15 protein-coding genes are annotated in these 15,553 nt (G+C 71.2%); 4 read left to right on the forward strand and 11 right to left on the reverse strand.

The window, feature by feature from the left end:
• Positions 1 to 65: 65 nt before the first annotated feature.
• The 3 genes from VFA06_RS26010 (at position 66) to VFA06_RS02315 (ending at position 2,045) form a co-directional block, all read left to right on the forward strand.
• On the forward strand, positions 66 to 149 hold the full coding sequence (locus VFA06_RS26010) for a hypothetical protein (RefSeq protein WP_414639806.1): 84 nt from the start codon (positions 66 to 68) through the stop codon (positions 147 to 149).
• Between the two features lie 112 nt (positions 150 to 261).
• Positions 262 to 675, forward strand: a complete 414-nt coding sequence (locus VFA06_RS02310; protein WP_324838670.1) for a hypothetical protein — start codon at positions 262 to 264, stop codon at positions 673 to 675.
• A gap of 122 nt (positions 676 to 797) precedes the next feature.
• Positions 798 to 2,045: a mannosyltransferase family protein gene (locus tag VFA06_RS02315; protein WP_324838671.1), complete on the forward strand. Its 1,248-nt coding sequence runs from the start codon at positions 798 to 800 to the stop codon at positions 2,043 to 2,045.
• On the opposite strand, the gene VFA06_RS02320 is transcribed toward VFA06_RS02315, so the two are convergent.
• Genes VFA06_RS02320 through VFA06_RS02360 form a run of 9 tightly spaced genes read right to left on the reverse strand, consistent with a single transcriptional unit; the run spans position 2,042 to position 11,517 of the window.
• The gene (locus VFA06_RS02320) at positions 2,042 to 3,340 is read right to left on the reverse strand and encodes a nucleotide sugar dehydrogenase (protein ID WP_324838673.1); all 1,299 of its coding nucleotides are present in this window, start codon (positions 3,338 to 3,340) and stop codon (positions 2,042 to 2,044) included. The genes VFA06_RS02315 and VFA06_RS02320 overlap by 4 nt on opposite strands.
• Before the next feature lie 47 nt (positions 3,341 to 3,387).
• Positions 3,388 to 4,392 carry a Gfo/Idh/MocA family oxidoreductase gene (locus VFA06_RS02325; RefSeq protein WP_324838674.1) on the reverse strand — a complete coding sequence of 335 codons (1,005 nt, stop codon included), beginning with the start codon at positions 4,390 to 4,392 and terminating at the stop codon, positions 3,388 to 3,390.
• Complete coding sequence (locus tag VFA06_RS02330) at positions 4,389 to 5,534, reverse strand: DegT/DnrJ/EryC1/StrS family aminotransferase (RefSeq protein WP_324838675.1); 1,146 nt, start codon at positions 5,532 to 5,534, stop codon at positions 4,389 to 4,391. Before VFA06_RS02330 ends, VFA06_RS02325 begins: the two co-directional genes overlap by 4 nt.
• Positions 5,531 to 6,685 carry a glycosyltransferase gene (locus VFA06_RS02335; RefSeq protein WP_324838676.1) on the reverse strand — a complete coding sequence of 385 codons (1,155 nt, stop codon included), beginning with the start codon at positions 6,683 to 6,685 and terminating at the stop codon, positions 5,531 to 5,533. The genes VFA06_RS02330 and VFA06_RS02335 overlap by 4 nt, the downstream gene beginning before the upstream one ends.
• Before the next feature lies 1 nt (position 6,686).
• Positions 6,687 to 7,577: an ABC transporter ATP-binding protein gene (locus VFA06_RS02340; protein WP_324838677.1), complete on the reverse strand. Its 891-nt coding sequence runs from the start codon at positions 7,575 to 7,577 to the stop codon at positions 6,687 to 6,689.
• Positions 7,555 to 8,436: an ABC transporter permease gene (locus tag VFA06_RS02345; protein ID WP_324838678.1), complete on the reverse strand. Its 882-nt coding sequence runs from the start codon at positions 8,434 to 8,436 to the stop codon at positions 7,555 to 7,557. The genes VFA06_RS02340 and VFA06_RS02345 overlap by 23 nt, the downstream gene beginning before the upstream one ends.
• Complete coding sequence (locus VFA06_RS02350; protein WP_324838679.1) at positions 8,436 to 8,939, reverse strand: hypothetical protein; 504 nt, start codon at positions 8,937 to 8,939, stop codon at positions 8,436 to 8,438. The genes VFA06_RS02345 and VFA06_RS02350 overlap by 1 nt, the downstream gene beginning before the upstream one ends.
• Positions 8,936 to 10,192, reverse strand: coding sequence for a glycosyltransferase (locus VFA06_RS02355; RefSeq protein WP_324838680.1), 1,257 nt, complete (start codon positions 10,190 to 10,192; stop codon positions 8,936 to 8,938). Before VFA06_RS02355 ends, VFA06_RS02350 begins: the two co-directional genes overlap by 4 nt.
• Before the next feature lie 2 nt (positions 10,193 to 10,194).
• Positions 10,195 to 11,517 carry a glycosyltransferase gene (locus VFA06_RS02360; protein ID WP_324838681.1) on the reverse strand — a complete coding sequence of 441 codons (1,323 nt, stop codon included), beginning with the start codon at positions 11,515 to 11,517 and terminating at the stop codon, positions 10,195 to 10,197.
• Positions 11,518 to 11,756: 239 nt separating this feature from the next.
• Here VFA06_RS02360 and wecB point away from each other — a divergent pair, with 239 nt between their 5' ends.
• A complete protein-coding gene (gene wecB / locus VFA06_RS02365; RefSeq protein WP_324838682.1) occupies positions 11,757 to 12,830 on the forward strand; it encodes a non-hydrolyzing UDP-N-acetylglucosamine 2-epimerase in 1,074 nt (357 codons plus the stop codon).
• On the opposite strand, the gene VFA06_RS02370 is transcribed toward wecB, so the two are convergent.
• Positions 12,802 to 14,358, reverse strand: coding sequence for a glycosyltransferase (locus VFA06_RS02370; RefSeq protein ID WP_324838683.1), 1,557 nt, complete (start codon positions 14,356 to 14,358; stop codon positions 12,802 to 12,804). The two genes, wecB and VFA06_RS02370, sit on opposite strands and share 29 nt — an antisense overlap.
• A complete protein-coding gene (locus tag VFA06_RS02375) occupies positions 14,355 to 15,539 on the reverse strand; it encodes a glycosyltransferase (RefSeq protein ID WP_324838685.1) in 1,185 nt (394 codons plus the stop codon). The genes VFA06_RS02370 and VFA06_RS02375 overlap by 4 nt, the downstream gene beginning before the upstream one ends.
• Positions 15,540 to 15,553 lie beyond the last annotated feature (14 nt).

The raw sequence follows: 15,553 nt of genomic DNA on the forward strand, positions 1-15,553 counted from the left end.
CGATCCTGCGAGGCGCTTACCTCCAGGCCGAGGATGCGAGCGTCGTCGAGGACGGGCTCGCGAGGCTGTACCAGGACCCTGCGGTAGCGGCAGTGCACCTGCGCGCGGTCGAGTTCGGCTGCTTCCTGATGGAAACGCGCCGCCGCTAGCGGGCCGCGGTCCGGCTTTCACCCGGTTTGGTGCCGATCGGAACGGACATCCGCTCTTGGTCACCGGTGCGAACGGCCGGTGCAACTGCGGGAGTCTGTGAGGTGTTGCGATATGGCTAAGCGACATGGGGATCCGGTGCTGGAGCGTCTGGTGCACGCGGTGGAGCAGTCGCCGGGGGCGGCGGTGCCGGTCGCGGTCAGCGTGCGGGGCACGCGGCTGCGCGGCGAGCTGATATCTCAAGACGCCTATTTCGCCGAGCTGGCTTCGGGCGGTGCGCTGCTCGGCGCCCTGGGCGCGGAGGCGGTGGGCGGCTCCGACAAGGACTTCGACAAGAAGTCCTCCGACGGATTCGTGCACCTGCGCGGGGGCGCGGCGGCCGAAAGCGCGCCCGGTGCGGTGTGGCGGATCGCCGTGGGCGCGGTGGACGCCTGGAGCTTGCTGGCCGGGCGTGAAGAGCTGGAGCGCGAGCACGAGGACAAGGGCGGCGGAATCGGATCCATCTTCGGACGCGACCCGGAGCGCTGATCGGCCCCGCATGACCGTGGGACCACCCGCGCCGTAGGTCGCTGCAGCCGTCTAGATCGAAGGCAACCGCCCGTCACGCGCATTTCGGGTGCAGTACACCCGCACCGCATAGCTTCGCGGCCGTGGATTCCGACGTGCGTGTTCTCGGGCTCGAAGCAGGACCGGCGGAAGCGTCAGCCGTCCCCCGCCGACGGCTGACGCGGTCGCCGTGGTGGACGCTCGATCCGCTGCGGACCCGGTTCGGCCTCGGCGCGATGGAGGCCGACGCGCTGCGGGTCTGGCTGATCTCGCGTATCGGGATGGTGCTGATCACCTGGGCCGTCATCTGGACCGGCTGGGGTGCGACGACCAAGCAGCCGCGCGGCTGGGCCTCGATGTGGCAGCGCTGGGACTGGCTGCGCTTCTACGACATCGCAGCGCACGGATATTCGCTGCGCGCCCGGCACGGCGCCTCGATCGCCTTCTTCCCCGGCTATCCGGGACTGCTCTACGCGGTGCACCTGGTCTTCCGCTCCTGGGTGTATTCGGGCCTGCTCATCTCGCTGGTCGCGGGCGCGATCGCGGCGATCGCCCTGGCCCGGATCATCGCGCTGGAAGCGGCGCACCTCGGCGAGCCGGAAGCCCGCAGCGCCGTGCGCGACGGCGTGACTTTGTTCGTCTGGGCTCCCGCGGCGGTCTTCCTCGCGGCCGGCTACAGCGAAGCGCCGTTCCTCGCGTTCACGCTCTGGGCCTGGCTCGCGGCGCGCCGCGAACGGTGGATGGCGGCAGGGCTGCTGCTGGCCGGCGCGGCGACGATCCGCGTCAACGGGCTGTTCGTGCTCGCGGCAGTCGGCGTGCTGTTCCTGCAAAGCCGGCCACGCACCCCGCGCGCCTGGCTGCGCGGCGGATGGCTGCTCGTGCCCCTGCTGCCGGTCGCCGGGTACATGGCGTACCTGCACTCGCTGACAGGCAACTGGAACGCCTGGGAGCGCGCTGAGCGGCTCGGCTGGAACCGGCACCTGTCCTACCCCTGGCACACCTTCGCGAACACTTGGCACTACGCGTTCGGGCGTTACCTGACCGCCCACGAGTCCTGGGAATACCAGCTCGAAATAGCGGTAACGCTGCTCGGCATCGGCCTGGTGGTGTGGCTGGGGATCAAGCGCCGCTGGGCCGAGTTCGTCTATGCCCTGCTGTCCGTGGGCACCCTGGCCACCTCGCACGTCTACCTGTCCGTGCCGCGCGAAATGCTGACCTGGTGGCCGTTGTGGGCCGCGCTGGCGGTGTGGTGCGTGCGGCGCCCGTGGGTCAGGACGGTCTATCTGACCGTCTCGGCGCCGGTCATGTTCACGGTCGCGTACCTGTTCCTGACCGGTCGCTGGGCCGGCTAGCCCGCCTGGCCGGCACCGATCAGCCGCCGCCGCACCGAGGTCCACAGCGCCGGGTCGGTGATGCCCCGGCCATCCAGCAGGGTTTTGATACCGGGCAGATCCTGCGGAGCCAGCTTGCGGTACTCGCGGTGGTCCGTTTGCACGATCGCGGCGTCCACGGACGCGCCGGGGGAGTAGGGCTCGAAACCGAGGGCGCGGATCTCGTCGTCGTCGTACATCGGGTCGGCGACGGCCACCAGGGCGCCGCGCGCCGCCAGAGCCTCCACCGTGGGGAAGACGCCCGAGAACGCCGTCTCCTTCACCCCGCCTCGGTAAGCGATCCCCAGGACGACGACACGAGCGCCGTCCAACTCGCCGTGCTGCTCAGCCAGCAACGACACGGCGTACTCGGGCATCGACGTGTTCACCGCGCGCGCGGAGCGCACGACCTCGGCGTCAGGGTCGTTCCACAGGTACATGCGCGGATAGACCGGGATGCAGTGGCCGCCGACCGCGATGCCGGGCTGGTGGATGTGGCTGAACGGCTGGCTGTTGCAGGCCTCGATGACCGCCGCGACGTCCACGCCGATCCGGTCCGCGTACCGCGCGAACGTGTTGGCCAGGCCGATGTTCACGTCGCGGTAGGTGGTCTCGGCCAGTTTGGCCAGTTCCGCCGCCTCCGCGGCGCCTAGGTTCCAGACCCCGTTCGGCCGGGCCAGGTCGCGGCGATGGTCGAATTCGAGCACCTGCTCGTAGAACTCGACGCCGCGCTGTGCGGACGCCGCGTCGATGCCGCCGACCAGCTTGGGGTAGCGGCGCAGGTCGTCGAAGATCCGCCCGGAGGAGACCCGCTCGGGACTGAAGACCAGCGCGAAGTCCGCTCCCGCGACCAGTGCGGAGCCGGCCTCCAGCATCGGCGCGAACCGCTCGCGGGTGGTGCCGACCGGCAGCGTGGTCTCGTAGCTCACCAGCGTCCCGCGGCGCAGCCCGGCCGCGATCGCGCTGGTCGCCGCGTCGAGCGGGCGGAAGTCCGGCGTGCCGTCCCGGTCCACCACCAGCGGCACGACCACCACCACGGCGTCCGCTTCGGCGACCGCCGCGGTGCTGTCCGTGGTCGCGGTCAGCAGGCCGTCCGCGACCACCTGCTTGAGCGCCTCGTCCAGCCCGGCCTCGCCGGGGAAGGGAGCGGCGCCCGCGTTGACCAGGTCGACGACGCGCTCGGCGATGTCGACTCCGACGACCTGGTGCCCGCGGCCGGCGTACTGCACGGCGAGCGGGAGGCCGATCTTACCGAGGGCGAAGACGCAGATCCGCACGGGGAAATCCGATCAGGGGTCGAGTGGTTGGAGGAAAGGGACCGAGGTCAGGCGCAGCCCGTCGGCACGGTGGCGCCGGTGCGCGCGGACTCGAGCACGGCTTCGGCGACCATCACCGCGCGCAGTCCCTGGCGCAGCGTGACGATCCCCGCGTCGCGCTTGCCGTCGACCGCGTCGCGGAAGGTCTCGTGCTCGACGGTCAGCGGCTCGCGCTTCGGGATCGCGTACCGGGTCATGTCGCCCTCGGATACGCCGCGGAAGACCGAGACGGCGTCCCACTCGGTGACCGTGGAGCCGTTGGCGAAGAATGTCAGGTCGGCGGTGAGCGTGTCCGCGACGAAGCAGCCGCGCTCCCCGGTCACGATGGACACTCGCTCTTTGAGCGGCGAGAGCCAGTTGACCAGGTGGTTGGCGATCACGCCGGAGTCCAGGTCACCGAGCACGGTCACCAGGTCCTCGTGCGGGCGGCCGCTGCGATGCGCAGTCTTGGCCGCGACGCTGCGATACGTCGCTCCCGTGACCCAGCCGGTGAGGTCCAGGTCGTGCGTCGCCAGGTCCTTGACCACGCCGACGTCCGCGATCCGGTTGGGGAAAGGGCCCTGACGCCGGGTGGCGACCTGGAACACCTCTCCGAGTTCGCCGGTCTCCAGCCGTGCGCGCATGCTGCGCAGCGCCGGGTTGTAGCGCTCGATGTGGCCGACCGCGGCCAGCAGGCCCCGGCTTTCGAAGGCCTCGACGACGCGCAGCGCGGCCGGCACGTCGTGCGCCAGCGGCTTCTCGATCAGCGCGGGCACGCCGGCCGCGGCCAGCATCAGCCCGACCCGCTCGTGCTCGGCGGTGGGGCAGGCGACCACGACGTAGTCAGGCCGCAGCGCGAGCAGCCGCTCCACGTCGGGGACCAGCGGCGCGCCGCCGAGCGCGCCGTGCGCGTCGCCGATCGGGTCGGCGCCGCCGACCAGCTCGACCCCGTCCAGTGCCCGCAGCACCCGCGCGTGGTGCCGGCCCATGGCCCCGAGGCCGACGAGCCCGGCGCGCAACAGCCGCTTGGTCATGACAGATCCCTCATGGTGGTGGCTCCGGGGAACGAGCGGACGGCGGCGGTGATCCGGTCGACGTCCGCGTCGGACAGGGAAGGGTGGACGGGCAGCGAGAGGACCTCGGCCGCGGCCGTCTGCGTCCGTGACAGCTCGGGAGCCGCGATGCTCTCGGCGTCCGCGGCGAAGGGCGGCAGGCGGTGGACCGGCGTCGGGTAGTACACGGCGCTGCCGATGCCGTGTCGGCTCAAGTGCTCCTGCAGGGCGTCTCGCTGGCCGCCGTAAACGCGGACCGTGTACTGGTGGTAGACGTGCGTCACGCCGTCCGCGACGGCCGGCGTGCTGACTGTGTCGGCCCCGACCAGCCCGGCATCAAGCTTCGCGGCGTTCGCCCGCCGCCGCTCGTTCCAGCCCGGCAGCTTGCGCAGCTGCTCGCGGCCGATCGCGGCGGCCACGTCGGTCAGCCGCAGGTTGTAGCCCACCAGCTCGTTGGCGTAGCGCCGCTCCATGCCCTGGTTGCGCAGCAGCCTGATGGTGCGCGCGAGGCCGGCGTCCGGCGTCACCACCATGCCGCCCTCTAGGGCGTGCATGTTCTTGGTCGGATAGAAGCTGAAGCAGGCCGCCTCGCCGAACGCGCCAACCGGCGTGCCATCCAGCGTCGCGCCGTGCGCCTGGGCCGCGTCTTCGACGATGGACAGACCGTGCCGCTCGGCCAGCCAGCCGAGCGCGCGCATCGGAGCGGGGTGGCCGTAGAGGTGCACCGGCATGATCGCCGCGGTGCGCGGGCCGATCAGGGCCGCGACCGAGGCCGGGTCGAGGCAGAAGGTCTCCGGGTCGATGTCCGCGAAGACCGGCCTCGCCCCGGTCAGCCGCACCGCGTTCGCGGTCGCCGCGAAGGTGAAGGAGGGCACGATCACCTCGTCGCCCGCGCCGATCCCGAGGCCCGCCAAGGCCAGCAGCAGCGCGGAGGTCCCGGAGTTGACGGCCACGCAGTGCCGCCCGCCGACCAGCGCGCCGAACTCCTCCTCGAACGCGGCGACCTCAGGGCCTTGCACCACGTTGCCGCTGCGCAGCACGCGCACCGCGGCTTCGATCTCCTCCTCGCCGATGACCGGCTTCGCGGCGGGGATCACGGGCAACTCAGGGGTTTGCGTGTTCATGGCGTCCTCGCTGCGATGGCGACCCGCGCGCGGTTGCGGCGGGTCTGCGCGACCAGCTCCGCGATCGCCGCGGCGAGCAGGTCGTGGGGGTTGTCCGCGGCCAGGTCCCGCTCGGCCCACTCCAGCGCCGCCTGGCGCATGGACAGGAACTCGTCGGCGGCCGGTCCCGACCAGCCGCGCAGGGCCGCCGCGGCCTCTTCGGCGTCGGCGACGACCACGCCCGCCCCGGCCTGCTCCACAAGTTGCGCGGCGCGCCGGATCGGGCTGCTGAGCACCGGCAGCCCGCAGGCGAGGTACTCGTAGATCTTCGAGGGCACGGCGCTTTCGAACGCCGGCGTGCTGTGCAGCAGCGACATGCCCGCCCACGCGCCGCGCGCCAGCTGCCAGGCCGCGGCCGGGGGCATCCGGCCGTGCAACCGCACCCGCGCCGCGGCCGGGGACTCGGCGCGCCACGCGTCCAGCCGGGCCCGGTCCCGCGCGGCGACCGGCCCGACCACGTCAAGCTCCCAGTCCGGCGCCAGCTCGATCGCCCGCAGCATGGTGAACAGGCCGCGGCTTTCACGCACGTCGCCGACATAGAGCGCGCGCGGCCGCTCGTCCGGCTGGCCGCGCTCCGGCAGCAGCGAGAGGTCCGGCAGGTTGCGCACGACCAGCCGCCGTGCCGCCTCGCCCGGCGGGACGTGCTGGTCCGCGACCACGGTCAGGTCCGCGCGGCGGCTGAGCGAGACCGCGGTGCGCGCCCAGGTCTTGGCGATCGCGCCGCGGGCGCCGCGGGCCCAGGCCCGGTCGCCCAGCAGCGCCACGTAGTCCTCGTGCAGGTCCACCGCGAGGCGGCGGCCGTGCGTGAGCGCGCGGTGCAGCCGGGCCGCCGGGATGAGATCCGGATCGAGCGTGACCACCACGCGGCCGCGCGCCTTCGCCGGCAGCAGCAGCGCCTGCATCCCGCGGCCGGTCATGCCGCGCGTCCTGGTCGGCCGGAACTCGGCGCCGGCCGGGGCGTCGTCGGGGCGGCCCTTCGCGATCACCTCGACCCGCAGCCCGGCCCGGTGGAACGCGGCGCAGTGCCGGTGCAGCCGGGCGTCGGCCACGTCGTGGCCGCTGCTGAGGATCGTGACGTCGGGCAGGGAGGCGGCCGTTTCGGTACGGAGCATCTCAGACGTCCTCCATCACCATGGCGTCGTCGAGGCCGCCCAGGTCGTCCGCGGTCTCGTCGGAGCCCTTGGCGGGCTCGGGGGGAACCCCTTGGAACTCGAGGTATTCGGCGCTGACCGTATCCGGGTCGCCGCGCCGCACGATCTGGCCCTTGTGCAGCCAGATGCAGTCGTCGCACATCTCGCGGATCGCGCCGATCCCGTGGCTGACGATGACGATCGTGCGCGCCTGGGCGACGAGCTCCTGCATCTTGTCGTAGGACTTGCGCCGGAAATGCGCGTCTCCGGTGGACAGCGCCTCGTCGATGAGCAGCACGTCCGGCTCCAGGTGGGTGGAGACGGCGAAGGCGAGCCGGCCGTACATGCCGGAGGAGTAGGACTTCATCGGCATGTCGATGAAGTCCTCCAGCTCGGCCCACGCGGTGATCTGCTCGAAGCGCTCGTTGACCTGCCGGCGGCTCAGGCCGGCAGCCAGCCCGCCGAGCACCACGTTGTCCCGGCCGGAGAGCTGTCCGTTGAACCCGACGCCGAGCGCGAGCAGGGTGCTGATGCGGCCGTTGACCACGATCTCGCCGCTGCTCGGCGGCAGGATCCCGGCGATCGCGCGCATGATGGTCGACTTGCCGGCCCCGTTCGCGCCGATGATGCCGAGCACCGAGCCGTGTTCGACGTCGAAGGACACGCCGCGCACCGCGTGGATCATCCGCACGGCGCGCCCGCCGCCGCCGCGCCGGCCCAGCCGGGTGGCCGCGTGCCGCAGCGTGTTGGCGCGCGGGTCGACGATCGTGCGGTAGTCCACGTGCACGTCCTTGACCCGGATGGCCAGGCGCTGGTCGGCGTCCCGCTCGTCCGCCACGGACTCAGGGTTCTTAGAGGCGGACAGAGAACTCACGTTCCCTCCTGACGAAGACGAGGCAGCCGCAGACGAAGGCGAGCACGGCCCAGCCGGCGCCCTCGGCCAGCCAGGTGAGCGGCGGCGCGGTGTTGTAGACCAGGGCGTCGCCCCAGGCCCCGATCATGGGCGAGAGCGGGTTGAGGGCGATGACGTGCGACTTCAGGTCGTGCTTGGCCAGCTGCACCTGCAACTCCCAGAGCACCGGGGACAGGAACAGCCAGATCCGGGTGACGTACGGCAGGAAGTTGGAGAAGTCGCGGAAGTAGACCTGCAGCGTGGCGCAGATGAAGCCGAGCCCGGCCCCGAACAGCGTCACCTCGAGGAAGGCCGGCAGCGCGTAGAACGCGTCCAGGCCCCAGGGCAGCCGCTGGATGGTGTGTACCGCGAGGAACACGATCATGCAGGGCAGGAAGCGCATAAACGCGATGACGATCTGCGTGATCGGCAGCACCAGGCGCGGCAGCCTGCTGTTGAGGATCAGCCTGCTGCTGCCGATGATCGAGCCCGCGGACTGGCTCAGGATGCCGGAGAAGAAGTTGTACAGGAACAGCCCGGCCAGCAGCACCGAGAAGAAGTTGTGGGCGTGCTTGCCGTTGCTGAGGATGTCGACGAGGACGTAGTAGACGCAGCCGAGCAGCAGCGGATTGAGGATCAGCCACAGCTGCCCGAAGGCGTTGAGGTAGTTCTGCGCCCGCAGCGTGCAGCGGGCGAGTTCGTAGACGAATTCGCGCCGCGCCCACAGCTCGGGCAGGTAGGCGCGCAGGCGCGGCACCCCGGAGCGGCGGGAGCGGAACACGTGGAGTTCACGCGACACGTCCGCGACGACGCTGCGCTGCGGGGATTGGGTATCTAGCATCAGTCGTTTCCGGAAGGGGCCGAGGGGACGGGCTGGCGGCCGGGTTGCGGGGCCTGAAGGCCCAGATACGCGGTGCGGTCGAGTTCGAAGCCGACGGTCAGGCGCGGATGTCGCTTGGCCAGATGCCAGCCGATCGGTATCGCGTGCGAGTCGCAGACGACGACCTGCCGTATCGCCGCCCAGTCCAGTTCGCGCCCCACCCCGGCGCGGGTCGCCCGCCACAGCACGTACGGCCGCAGCAGCCGGTAGATCTTGAGGTAGCCCTTGGTGTAGGCGGCGGGGGAGAGGCGGCGCACGGCGCTGCCGAGGCGGGCGAGCGGATGCCGCTGCTCCGCCGCCTGGAGCGGATGGATCCGCACTCGCGGATCCATGCCCTCGCGCTGCCACGCCTCGGCGTCGACCGTTATCAGAGCGACGTCCTCGCCGTGCTCCAGCAGGAAATCGGCGGCGGTGCGGACCGCGGTCGCGCGCGTCGTGCTCATCGCCAAAAGCAGGACACTCATACGCGCTCCTCCGCCTGAACCGGTTGCTCGACGCCGTACACCGCGGCCAGGCGCGCCGCGACCGCGCGCGTGCCGTAACGCTCGATCAGCGCAGCCCTGCCGCGCGCCGCGTCGAGCCGCGTCATCTGCCGCGTGAGCCGCCGATAGCCCTCGACAATCACCTCGGGGTCGTCGCTCACGTCGATGAGCAGGCCCGCGACGCCGTCGAGGCCGGCCAGCGTCTCCTGCGGACCGCCGCATCTGGTCACCAGCACCGGCATCCCGGAGCCGACCGCCTCGACCACGGTCATGCCAAAGGTCTCCGACTTGCTCGGATGCACCAGCAAGTCGTGCGCGTGCAAGAACTCGAACACCCTCTGCGGGGGCACCGCTCCCGGAAAAGCGATCCGGTCGGCGAGGCCGAGCTGCGCGGCGCGCTCGCGCAAAGGTTCCACTAGCGGGCCGGAGCCCAGGATGGTGAGGCGCAGCGCGGGCTCGTCCTTCGCGGCGATCCCGAAGGCTTCGACCAGCTCTGGCACGCCCTTGGCCGCTGCCACCTTCCCGACGTAGATCCACCGGTTCAGCCCGGCGACCGGCGCCGGACGCTGCGGCACCTGCTCGATCGCCACCGCGTTCGGCACGACCTGGATCTTCGCGCCGTGCCGCGGGAACGCGTCGACCAGCTGACCGCGCAGCTTCTCGCTGACGCACACCAAGACGTCGGCGCGGTCCACCACCTCGGCGTAGAGCGCGCGAGACCGCGGTTGCCCGAGGATCCGGCCGAGGAAGGAGGCGTGCTCGGTGACCACGATGCGCGCGCCCGGTCGCGCGAAGCGGAGCGCGAGCCAGCCTCCGTAGATGCCGACATGGCCGTGTACGACGTCTGCGTCGAAGCGGCCGCTCGGCAGCGCCTGCCGCAGCGCGGATTCGTGGCTGCGAGCCCAGGCCGCGTAATCACGCTTCGGCGTGACGGGCGTCGCGATATCGGTGACCCAATACCCGTCGCCGGTCCAGCGAGGCGTGAAACCGATGCGCGGGTTCGGTCCTGAGGTCAGCGCACGATAGGCGCGGTCGACCAAACGAGCCTGAACGGGATCGGTCGGACCCGGCCAATCCTCGGTGTGGTACAGGCGCACACTGTCGAAGAACCCTGCGACAGCGGCCGTGGTCGCCTGCACGAACGATCCCGCGAACGGCCGTTGCGCGGTCGGATGCCAGGGCGTCGTGACGGCGAGGCGCCGGCCAAGGCTCGCGCGCTCCATCGATCCGGCCACGTTCACCGCCCCGCCAATGCGCGCAGCCGCGCCTCGAACGGCGCGAGCGTGTTCGCGCGGGTGTAGCGCTCGGCATGCGTAAGCGCGGCGGCAAAATCCGACTCGGTCAAATCCCGGGCCGCCTTCCCGGCCGCCACGAACGCGTTCTCGACCGCCACCGCGTCGAGTCGGTCGATGCCGAACCAGAGCGGATGCCCGTTCAGCACGTCCTCGGCGGCGATGCCGGGGGAGTGCACGGACACGATCGGCTTGCCCGTCGCCATGTACTCGAAGACTTTTCCGGAGGTCACGTACCGCGCCCCGGGCACGCAGAAGACCAGAGCGTCAAGGTTCTGGTACGCCGTCGCGACTTCGGTCTTGCCGAGCGGGCCGTGGTAGCTCACGCCGATGCCCTCGGCGGTCGGGATGCGGTCGAGCAGCGCGTCAGCGGACTGCTTGAAAAAGCCGAGGTGGCCGTACAGGTCCAACGTCGCGTCGGCGAGTTCCGGATGCTCGCGGGCGCGCCGCCAGCCCTCGAAGAGCACGGACAGCGGCATCGGCTCGGTGATTGTGCCGACGTAGCCGAACCGCAGCGGCCGGCCCGTCGCGGTCCCCGGATACGCCGCGCGGCCGAGCAGTTCCGGCTCCCACCCGTTGGACACCACCGTCATCTTGTCCGCAGCAGCGGGATAGCGATCGGCGTGCCAGGCGCGCAAACCCTCATTTACGAACGCGGTGAGCGCGGCCCCCTCCACCGTCCGCCGCTCCCAGGCCCAGGCCGGGTGGCCGTCAGGGTACTTGTGCTCCTCGGTGAACTGGTTGAACGTCCAGGCGTCCCGGTAGTCCAGCGCGTATGGAAGCCCCGTCAGCCTGCGCAGCCACCAGGCCGCCGCGAAGGAGGCGAACGGATTGCCGGTGGCCAGCACCAGATCGAAGCGCCGGCGCGCGTGATCCCGCAACGCCTGCGCCACCACGCGCGGAATCCACGAGGCGTAGTGCTCGGGGAAGAAACGGCGCTGCATCCAGTTGTAGCTCGCATTCGCCAGCACCGGCATATTCGCGCGCAGCCGACCGTAGCGGCGGATATCGCGCTCCCAGCGGAAATAGCCCATGCCGGGGCGCCGCACCGTTATCCGTTCATCGAGCCCTGCTTCAAGGGTCGGGTCCACGGTGCCGATGTAGCGGGTGAAGAATTCGCGCGGAGCGGTGTACACGGTCACGTCCCAGCCGGCCTCGGCCAGGTGCGCGGCGGTCGCACGCGCTCGGTACACCCCGCTGGACCTACTCGGCGGGAAGAAGAACGCCAGGTAGAGGATCCGGGGGCGTGGGCTCGGGCGCGGGCTCATCTCGCTGCGTTTCGTGGTCGCGGTGCGGTGTGTGAAGTGCTCGGTGCGGGGGCGGTAAGTGACCGGTGCAACTAGACAAGCGCCGTGTTAACGCGAGGTGCACGCAAATGAATTCGCGTCTGTCGTCTGTCCGACGAATAGTCACCGCGATCTGCGTGTTCGTGAATTGGATATGAATACTCGCCGGATTGCCGGTGCCGCCGGAGTCGAGCCGAGTGATCCAAATCTATGATCGCCGGGTGAGGATATTGAGCGTCGTCGGCGCGCGCCCCCAGTTCGTCAAGCTCGCCCCGGTGGCCGCGGCGCTGGCCGAGGCGGGGCACGAGCACGTGATCGTGCACACCGGGCAGCACTACGATCCGGAACTGTCCGAGGTCTTCTTCACCGGCCTCGGTATCGCGCCGCCGGATGAGCGTCTCGCGGCCGGTTCCGGCGGCCACGGCGCACAGACCGGGGCGATGCTCACCGCGCTGGATCCGGTGCTCTCCCGGCACGCGCCCGACTGGGTGCTGGTCTACGGCGACACCAACTCGACCATCGCCGGAGCGCTCAGCGCGGTGAAGCTGCACCTGCCGCTCGCCCATCTGGAGGCCGGGCTGCGCTCAGGCAACCGCCGGATGCCGGAAGAGCACAACAGGGTGCTGACGGACCACGCCGCGGACCTGCTGCTCGCGCCGACCCCGCAAGCAGTGCTGAACCTCGAACGCGAAGGTCTTGCCGACCGCACTGTGCTCGTCGGCGACGTCATGGTGGACGCCTGCCTGCACGCGCGCGAACAGGCCCTCGCCCGCACCGAACCCGAGCCGCCCGCGCCGGGCATCGACCCGTCGCAGCCCTATCTGCTCGCGACGATCCATCGTGCCGAGAACACCGACGATCCCGAGCGACTTGGCGAGATCTTGACCGTGCTCGCGGCCCTTCCGGTCCCCGTGGCCCTCCTCGCGCACCCGCGCCTGCGTGCCCGCGCCGCCGAATACGGGCTCGAACTCGCCCAGGGCGCCATCCGCCCCGGTGCGCCTCAGCCGTACGCGCAACTGATTGCCGCGGTGACCGGATCAGCCGGCGTGGTCACGGATTCCGGCGGACTACAGAAGGAGGCGTACCTCCTCGGCCGGCCCTGCACTACGGTCCGCTCCGAAACCGAGTGGCCCGAAACGCTCACCGGCGGCTGGAACACGCTGATCCAAGCCGGCGACCCGCGCTTCGCTGAAACCGTGCTGCGGCCGCAGCCCGTCACCGCGCGCGGCGAGCCGTTCGGCGACGGGCACGCGGCGGCGCGCGTGGTCAAGGAACTCGAGCGAGCGGCTCGCTGATCGCCGCCTCGGCGGCCGGGGTCAGACGCAAGCCGCCGGCCGCCCGCGGCGGGCCCGGCTGCGTGCCGAGGATCCGGCGGTACAGCGCATCGAGCCGCGCCGCTTGTCCCGCCCACGTCGTCTCCGCACGCGGATCATCGGGGCCCTGATAAACGGCGCGATAGCGCTCCGGGTCGGCGAGCACCTGCCGCACGGCTTCGGCGAGCGAGGCGGCGTCGCCCGCGCGGAACACCTCGCCCACCGCGAGAAGCCGGGTCTGCCGCGCCATTTCGCGCACATCGCTGGTCACGATCGGCAGTGCGGCGTGCAGGTACTCGAAGTACTTCGTGATCAGCGAGAGCTCGTGATTGGGCAGGTGCAGGATCGGAACCAGGCCGATCGTCGCGGTGCTGATGTACGAGACGACCTGATCGACTGGCACGTAAGGGACCACGTGCAGCCGGTCCGCGACGCCACGGTCCGCCGCCCGAAGCAACAGCTCCGGCAGGTCGGGGTCTCCATCGCGCGAGATCAGGGCCAGGTGCACGCCGGGCAGCTGCGACAACGCGTCGATCGCCGTCGCGACGCCCCGGCGCGGCGACATGCCACCGCTGTACAGCAGCAGCGGCGTCTCCTCGCTCACGCCGCAGTCCTCGCGCAAATCGCGCGCCGCGGACCGCGTGTTCTCGGCCGTGATCACCGGCGCGTTGAGGATCACCGCCGGCCTGGTAGCCAAATGATGGTCCGCGGACAGGCGGTCCGCGATCCCGTCGGACACGGTCACGACCGCATCCGCGCGACGGATGTACTCGCGTTCGACCCCGACGAGCATGCGCCTGCGCATGCGAGCTCGTATATCAGTCGGCGATAACACCTCGATGCCGCGCAGATACTCGTGAGCGTCGTAGACCCATCGCACGTGACGCTGCGGCGTGCTCAGCGTCGCGGCGAGCCGCGCCCCGATCCCGACCATGTGGAAGTCGTGCGCGTGGATCAAATCCGGCTCCAGGTCGCGCACCACGGGCGCGAGCGCGAGCTCCAAGTCGGCGAACCACGGGTTGAACCAGCGCCAGCCACCGTAGCGACTCGCGACACCGGCCGTCGTCGCGACCGTCCGCCGCGCCGCCCATCCCAGCGGACCCCGACCGCATCGCGCCACGAACCTGTCCACGCCCGGATGCGCTGCGAGCCAGCGGCGCAGCGCCGCCGTCAGCGCGGCGCTCGCGTGACCTCCGGCCGCGGCGTCCCGCGCGGCGAGTTGCGCGCGAGCCTGGCGGTACGCGGACCGAAGCCGCACGGCCTTGCGCCCTCCGCGCAGCCGCGCACGTTCGTAGCCTGACACAGACCTCGGCACCGGAACCAGCGTCACGTCCGCCGCGCCCAGCCGATAGCGGACGATCTCCGCGCCCGGCGCCCGGCCCAGCAGCGTGACCTCCCAGCCGGCCGCCGCCATCGACCAGGCGATCTTCTGCACTCGCGAATCCCCGGCCACACCGTTGGCGACCAGCATCACTACACGCGCCCCGGTGCCCGTCTCGGCGGCGGTCATCGCACTCCCGCCGATACCGCGTCACGCGCTAGAGCCTCGTACACGTCGATCAGCGCCTTTGCATCCTGCTCCCAGTTCAGCTCGGCGCGCGCCTGCGCGACCTTCTCGCAGAACCCTGGGTAGTCCCAGATCACGCGCTCCAGCGCGGCTCGCAGCGAAGCCGCGTCTCCGGGCCGGTACAGCGCGCCGAGCCCGTAATCGGTGACCAGGCGGCGCAGCTCGGGCAGGTCCGCCGCCACGACGGGCACTCCCGCGCGCACCGCGTGGAAAACCTTGTTCGGCAGCGCGAGCCGGTGATTTTCACACGTGTCAGTCAGAGTCACCACTGAGATGCCGACCCTCCGCAAGACCTCGTCGACCTCGTCCACCGGTCGCGCCGGCTCGATCCGCACCGTGCCCTGGGAGAAGCGCAGCCGGGGCAGGAACTCGCGGTCCGCCTTGCCCAGCAGCACCGTGTCCAGCCGCAGCTCGGCCGCGGCGGCGAGCAGCGTCTCGATGTCGCGGGCGGGTCCGATACGTCCGGCGTACACGGCGCCGCGCGGCCGCTCGGGGAGATCCACCAGCCGCGGCCGGTCCAGGATCGGAAAGGTGTTGCGCACGAGGGTCACCGGCGCTCCCCGCCACCGCGCCAGCCGTTCCGCGATCCCCGGACTGACGGTGAGCACCCCGGCCGCGCGCGCCACGATCCGGCGTTCGACGCGCCGCTCGCGGGCGCGTTCCAGCGGCGTGGGCCGGCCGTGCCGCTCCCGGCCCGACCACCACTCGTGCGCGTCGTACACCAGGTCCGCCTTCGCGGCCTCGGCCAGGTCCGCCGCCAGCCGCAGCACGTTGAAGTCGTGAGCGTGTACGACGTCGAACTTGCGCCCGGAGACTCCGGCCCGAGCCGCGTCGCACCAGGTCCGCCACACCCGCTGCCGATGCCTGGGCAGCAGCGCCCAGCGCGCGATCCGCCGCACCGCACCGCGGGACACCACGCTCGTCCCTATTGCACTGCCCGACGGCCTCAACCCATTCCCACCAGAGACGGACTGCACGGTGACCCCAGACGGCGGCGTCCAGTCGGCCGGGACGTCCTTGCCGACCACGTGCACCGAATGCCCGTTCCCGGCCAGGCAGCCCGCCTCGCGCAGAACCCGCGCGTCATGCGCCACGTCGGAGATGACCAGCATCAGGACGTCCATCGCAGCCCTCGCCT

The sequence above is a fragment of the Actinocrinis sp. genome, from assembly GCF_035653575.1.
Lineage (GTDB): Bacteria > Actinomycetota > Actinomycetes > Streptomycetales > Catenulisporaceae > Actinocrinis.

What these genes read in the sequence shown, in the direction of transcription:
- VFA06_RS02375 (WP_324838685.1), bottom strand. Translation starts at nt 15,539, where the DNA reads ATGGACGTCCTGATGCTGGTCATCTCCGACGTGGCGCATGACGCGCGG.
- VFA06_RS02370 (WP_324838683.1), bottom strand. Translation starts at nt 14,358, where the DNA reads ATGACCGCCGCCGAGACGGGCACCGGGGCGCGTGTAGTGATGCTGGTC.
- VFA06_RS02330 (WP_324838675.1), bottom strand. Translation starts at nt 5,534, where the DNA reads ATGAACACGCAAACCCCTGAGTTGCCCGTGATCCCCGCCGCGAAGCCG.
- VFA06_RS02360 (WP_324838681.1), bottom strand. Translation starts at nt 11,517, where the DNA reads ATGAGCCCGCGCCCGAGCCCACGCCCCCGGATCCTCTACCTGGCGTTC.
- VFA06_RS02310 (WP_324838670.1), top strand. Translation starts at nt 262, where the DNA reads ATGGCTAAGCGACATGGGGATCCGGTGCTGGAGCGTCTGGTGCACGCG.
- VFA06_RS02350 (WP_324838679.1), bottom strand. Translation starts at nt 8,939, where the DNA reads ATGAGTGTCCTGCTTTTGGCGATGAGCACGACGCGCGCGACCGCGGTC.
- VFA06_RS02335 (WP_324838676.1), bottom strand. Translation starts at nt 6,685, where the DNA reads ATGCTCCGTACCGAAACGGCCGCCTCCCTGCCCGACGTCACGATCCTC.
- VFA06_RS02325 (WP_324838674.1), bottom strand. Translation starts at nt 4,392, where the DNA reads ATGACCAAGCGGCTGTTGCGCGCCGGGCTCGTCGGCCTCGGGGCCATG.
- VFA06_RS02345 (WP_324838678.1), bottom strand. Translation starts at nt 8,436, where the DNA reads ATGCTAGATACCCAATCCCCGCAGCGCAGCGTCGTCGCGGACGTGTCG.